Source organism: Streptomyces sp. SID5910 (assembly GCF_009862125.1).
Taxonomy (GTDB): Bacteria; Actinomycetota; Actinomycetes; order Streptomycetales; family Streptomycetaceae; genus Streptomyces.
Genome location: NZ_WWHX01000978.1, coordinates 1 through 4,708, shown reverse-complemented (window position 1 = coordinate 4,708; position 4,708 = coordinate 1). Strand labels below are relative to the sequence as shown.

The 4,708-nt window shown below is 72.5% G+C and carries 4 protein-coding genes; 1 reads left to right on the top strand and 3 read right to left on the bottom strand.

Annotated features, from left to right (window positions below):
• Positions 1-885 (top strand): trypsin-like serine peptidase (locus tag GTW67_RS35035; protein WP_161168754.1); only part of this gene is annotated, 885 nt, incomplete at its 5' end.
• A gap of 64 nt (positions 886-949) precedes the next feature.
• On the opposite strand, the gene hflX is transcribed toward GTW67_RS35035, so the two are convergent.
• The 3 genes from hflX to GTW67_RS35020 form a co-directional block, all read right to left on the bottom strand.
• Positions 950-2,440: a GTPase HflX gene (hflX, locus tag GTW67_RS35030; protein ID WP_161168753.1), complete on the bottom strand. Its 1,491-nt coding sequence runs from the start codon at positions 2,438-2,440 to the stop codon at positions 950-952.
• A gap of 149 nt (positions 2,441-2,589) precedes the next feature.
• On the bottom strand, positions 2,590-4,113 hold the full coding sequence (locus GTW67_RS35025; protein WP_161168752.1) for a M1 family metallopeptidase: 1,524 nt from the start codon (positions 4,111-4,113) through the stop codon (positions 2,590-2,592).
• A gap of 124 nt (positions 4,114-4,237) precedes the next feature.
• Positions 4,238-4,708 (bottom strand): ACT domain-containing protein (locus GTW67_RS35020; RefSeq protein ID WP_161168751.1); only part of this gene is annotated, 471 nt, incomplete at its 5' end.

The following is a 4,708-nucleotide window of genomic DNA, read 5'->3' as shown; positions in this document are numbered from 1 at the left end:
CTGTGGAAGCCGGACCGGATGAAGTCCGCCAAGGAGGCCGACAAGACGGTCACGACGAAGGACGCCGCCGCCGACCAGGGCGTCAGCGATCCCGAGCCGCAGCCGGTGCGGGCCGAGGCGGAGAAGCTGCCGTACCACGAGAACGCCGCCCCGGTCGGCAAGGTCTTCTTCGACTCGCCCGAGGGCGCGATGGTCTGCTCCGGCACGGTCGTGACGGACGTGAACCACCCGGGCAAGTCCAACCTCGTGTGGACGGCCGGACACTGCGTGCACGCGGGTGGCAGCGGCGGCTGGTACCGCAACATCGCCTTCGTGCCGTCGTACAACGACCTCGGCAAGTCGGAGGCCGAGCTGGCCGACGCGTCGACCGTCGAGATGGCCCCGTACGGCACCTGGTGGGCCGACTGGGCGTCGACCTCGAACCAGTGGATCCAGGGCGGCTCCGAGTCGGGCGGCGACGGGGCCGCGTACGACTACTCGGTGCTGCACGTGAAGCCGGAGCAGGGCGGCAAGTCGCTGGAGGAGACGGTGGGCGCCGCGCTGGACGTGGACTTCTCCGCCCCGTCCGCGGCCGAGGCCGGCAGCATGGGCGCCTGGGGCTACCCGGCCGCGCCGCCGTACAACGGCCTTCAGATGTTCAAGTGCGTCGACCGGCCCGGCCGGCTGTCGCTGAGCCCCTCGCTGCCGACGATGTACCGCATCGGCTGCACCATGACCGGTGGTTCGTCCGGCGGCGGCTGGTTCCGGGTGGTGGACGGCGAGACGAAGCTGGTATCGAACACCTCGATCGGCCCGCTGGAGAACACCTGGCTGGCGGGCCCGCAGCTGGGCCCGGAGGCCGAGGCGCTGTACCAGAACATGAGCAGGTCCTACGGCGGTCAGTGATCCGCACAGGCCGAGGGCCCGCCCCCTGCACCGGCAGGGGGCGGGCCCTCGGTCGTCACCGTCCTCAGGCGAGCGGCGCCGGAGCGTACGGCGTGAGCTCCGCCGCCAGCTCCTCGTGCACCCGGACCTTGAGCAGGGTGCCCTCCGGGGTGTGCTCCTCGGAGAGCACCTCCCCCTCGTCGTGGGCGCGGGCGACCAGCTTGCCGCGGGTGTACGGCACGAGCGCCTCGATCTCCACCGACGGGCGCGGCAGCTCGCTGTCGATCAGCGCGAGCAGCTCGTCGATGTTCCTGCCGGTACGGGCCGAGACGGCGATGGACCGCTTCTCGACACGCATCAGCCGCTGGAGCGTCAGCGGGTCCGCCTTGTCGGCCTTGTTGATCACGACGATCTCGGGCACGCCGGTGGCGCCGACGTCCCTGATCACCTCGCGCACGGCGGCCAGCTGCTCCTCCGGTGCCGGGTGCGAACCGTCGACCACGTGCAGGATCAGGTCGGAGTCGCCGACCTCCTCCATCGTGGAGCGGAACGCCTCGACCAGGTGGTGCGGCAGGTGCCTCACGAAGCCGACGGTGTCCGCCAGGGTGTACAGCCGCCCGCTCGGCGTCTCGGCGCGGCGTACGGTCGGGTCGAGAGTGGCGAACAGCGCGTTCTCCACCAGCACGCCCGCGCCGGTGAGGCGGTTGAGCAGGGAGGACTTGCCGGCGTTGGTGTAGCCCGCGATGGCGACGGACGGCACCTTGTTGCGCCGGCGCTCCTGGCGCTTGATCTCGCGGCCGGTCTTCATCTCCGCGATCTCCCGGCGCATCTTCGCCATCTTCTCGCGGATCCGGCGCCGGTCCGTCTCGATCTTGGTCTCACCGGGACCGCGGGTGGCGAGGCCGCCGCCCTTGCCGCCGCCCATCTGCCGGGACAGCGACTGACCCCAGCCGCGCAGCCGCGGCAGCATGTACTGCATCTGCGCGAGCGCGACCTGTGCCTTGCCCTCTCGGGACTTGGCGTGCTGGGCGAAGATGTCCAGGATGAGGGCGGTGCGGTCGATGACCTTGACCTTGACGACGTCCTCGAGGTGGATCAGCTGGCCGGGGCTGAGCTCACCGTCGCAGATGACGGTGTCCGCGCCGGACTCGACGACGACGTCGCGCAGCTCCAGAGCCTTGCCGGAGCCGATGTAGGTGGCCGCGTCGGGCTTGTCGCGGCGCTGGATCACGCCGTCGAGCACGAGGGCGCCCGCGGTCTCCGCGAGGGCGGCGAGCTCCGCGAGGGAGTTCTCCGCGTCCTGCACGGTGCCCGTGGTCCAGACGCCGACGAGGACGACCCGCTCCAGGCGGAGCTGGCGGTACTCGACCTCGGTGACGTCCTCCAGCTCGGTGGACAGGCCCGCCACCCGGCGCAGAGCCGCGCGGTCGGAGCGGTCGAACTGCTCGCCGTCCCATTCCGAGTCGATCTCGTGGCTCCAGGCGACGTCCTCTTCCATCAGGGCATCGGCCCGAAGGCCCTCGGGGTAGGTCTGCGCGAGACGCTTGGTGTCCTGGGGGGAAGAAGAGGAGGTCATTGGATCCTTACGTAGCTGGGATACGTGGCGCGCGGCACTTCTGCCGTCGCACTGTGCACAACGCGCGGGCCGCCCGGGAGATTCCCGCGGCCCGTGCCGCGCCGTCCCGAAGATGGTCGCACGGCACGGGTCGTCTCGTCATCGGCTTATTAGCCGCGGGCCTTGCCGGTGGGGGCCGGGGGCGCCTTGTCGGCCGTCGTCGGCTTCCAGTCGGGGTGGCCGGGCATGGGCGGGGTCTTCTCGCCGTACAGCCAGCCGTGGAGGAAGCCGTCCAGGTCACGGCCCGCGATCTCGGAGGCGAGGCGGACGAAGTCCGCGGTGGTCGCCGTGCGGTCCCGGTGCCGGGCGGCCCATTCGCGTTCGAGGCGCTCGAAGGCCGGGGTGCCGATCTCCTGGCGCAGGGCGTAGAGGACGAGCGCGGCGCCGTCGTAGACGTTGGCGCGGAAGATGCCGGTCTTGCTGCCCTTCTCCGGTGCCTTGGGCGCGGCCGGGGGGCCGCCCGCCGCGCGCCAGCGGTCGGAGGCGCCGTAGGCGGCCTTCATCCTGGCCTCCATGGGCCGGTCCGCCTTCTCCTCGGCGTAGAGGGCCTCGTACCAGGTGGCGTGTCCTTCGTTGAGCCAGAGGTCGGACCAGGAGTGCGGGCTGACGCTGTCGCCGAACCACTGGTGGGAGAGTTCGTGCACCATGATCGACTCGACGTACCAGCGGGGGTAGCCGGGGTCGCCGAACAGTTCCCGTTCGAAGAGGGACAGCGTCTGGGTCTCGAGTTCGAAGCCGGTGGTGGCGTCGGCCATGAGGATGCCGTAGGTCTCGAAGGGGTAGCGCCCGACCTTGCTCTCCATCCAGGCGATCTGGCCGGGGGTCTTCTCCAGCCACGGTTCGAGTGCCGCGCGGTGCTGCGTGGGCACGACGTCGCGGACGGGGAGGCCGTGGGGGCCGGTGCGGTGCAGCACGGTGGAGCGGCCGATGGAGACCTGGGCCAGTTCGGTCGCCATGGGGTGTGCCGTGCGGTACGTCCAGGTGGTCGACCCGCCGGCCCGGTCCACGGCCGTCGGCAGCCCGTTCGCGACCGCGGTGAGCCCGTCGGGGGCGGTGACCCGGATGGTGAAGCGCGCCTTGTCGGAGGGGTGGTCGTTGCAGGGGAACACCAGGTGGGCGACGTCGGCCTGGTTGGCCATGGCGAGCCCGTCGGCGGTGCGCACCCAGCCGCCCTGCCGGTCCTCGGGGGACACGGGGTCGCTGCTGTGCCGCACGGTGATCCGCGTGCGCTCCCCCGCGTCGAGCGGCTTGCCGGGCGTGACCACGAGGTCCTCGCCGGCCGTGACGAAGTCGGCGGGCTGCCCGTCGACCTGGACCGACTCGACCTTGCCGTGGGCGAAGTCGAGGTTGACCCGGTCGAGACCGGTCGTGGTCCGGGCGTCGATGGTGGTGACGGCCTTCAGCGGCTTGCTGTTGCTCCCGGAGTAGGTGAAGGACAGGTCGTACGCGGTCACGTCGTACCCGGGGTTGCCCAGGTGCGGGAAGAGGCGGTCGCCGACGCCCAGCGGGGCCGGCGGGGCGGTCGCGGCGACCAGGCAGACGGAGACGGCGGAGGCGAGCAGCGCCGCGGCCCTGAGCCGGCGGCGGGTGCGCGCGCGGGGGCGGGGAGCCGGGGTGTGGGGGGTGTGCAGCATCCCCCACGGCTATCAGCGCGCGCGTGCGCCGCGGCGACGGCGCGCGCCCGGGGCACCCGAATGAGCATCCCGCCGGACACCTCGCGCCCGGCACCGCACCGGTACGCCCCCGTGCTGCCCGCGTTCAGGCGCCCGTCGGCTGCGGCTGGGCCCTGCTCACGTCGTAGACCCCGGCCACGTCGCGCATGGCGCGCATCAGGGCGGGCAGCCGGGCGGCGTCGGGCAGCAGCACGGTGTAGGAGTGCCGGACTCGCTGCCGGTCGGGAGGCTCGACGGTGGCGGAGATGATCTCGGCGCCTTCGAGGGCCATGGCCTCGGTGAGGTCGGCCAGGAGGTGCGGGCGGCCGAACGATTCGGCGAGCAGCGTGACCCGGCACTCGGTGGACTCGCCCCAGCGCACGCCGACCTCCGGGCGCCCCCCGCTCTTCATGCGCGCCACCACGGCGCACTCGGCGCGGTGCACGGTCACCACTCCCCCGCGCACGGCGAAGCCGGTGATCTCGTCGGGCGGTACGGGGGTGCAGCAGCGGGCCAGCCGTACGGTCGCGCCGGGGCGGTCGACGAGCACGTCGGCGGGCGCGGGGCGGGCCGCCGG

Excerpts from the sequence above, each read along its gene's own strand:
- hflX (WP_161168753.1), bottom strand. The coding sequence starts at position 2,440 with ATGACCTCCTCTTCTTCCCCCCAGGACACCAAGCGTCTCGCGCAGACC.
- GTW67_RS35025 (WP_161168752.1), bottom strand. The coding sequence starts at position 4,113 with ATGCTGCACACCCCCCACACCCCGGCTCCCCGCCCCCGCGCGCGCACC.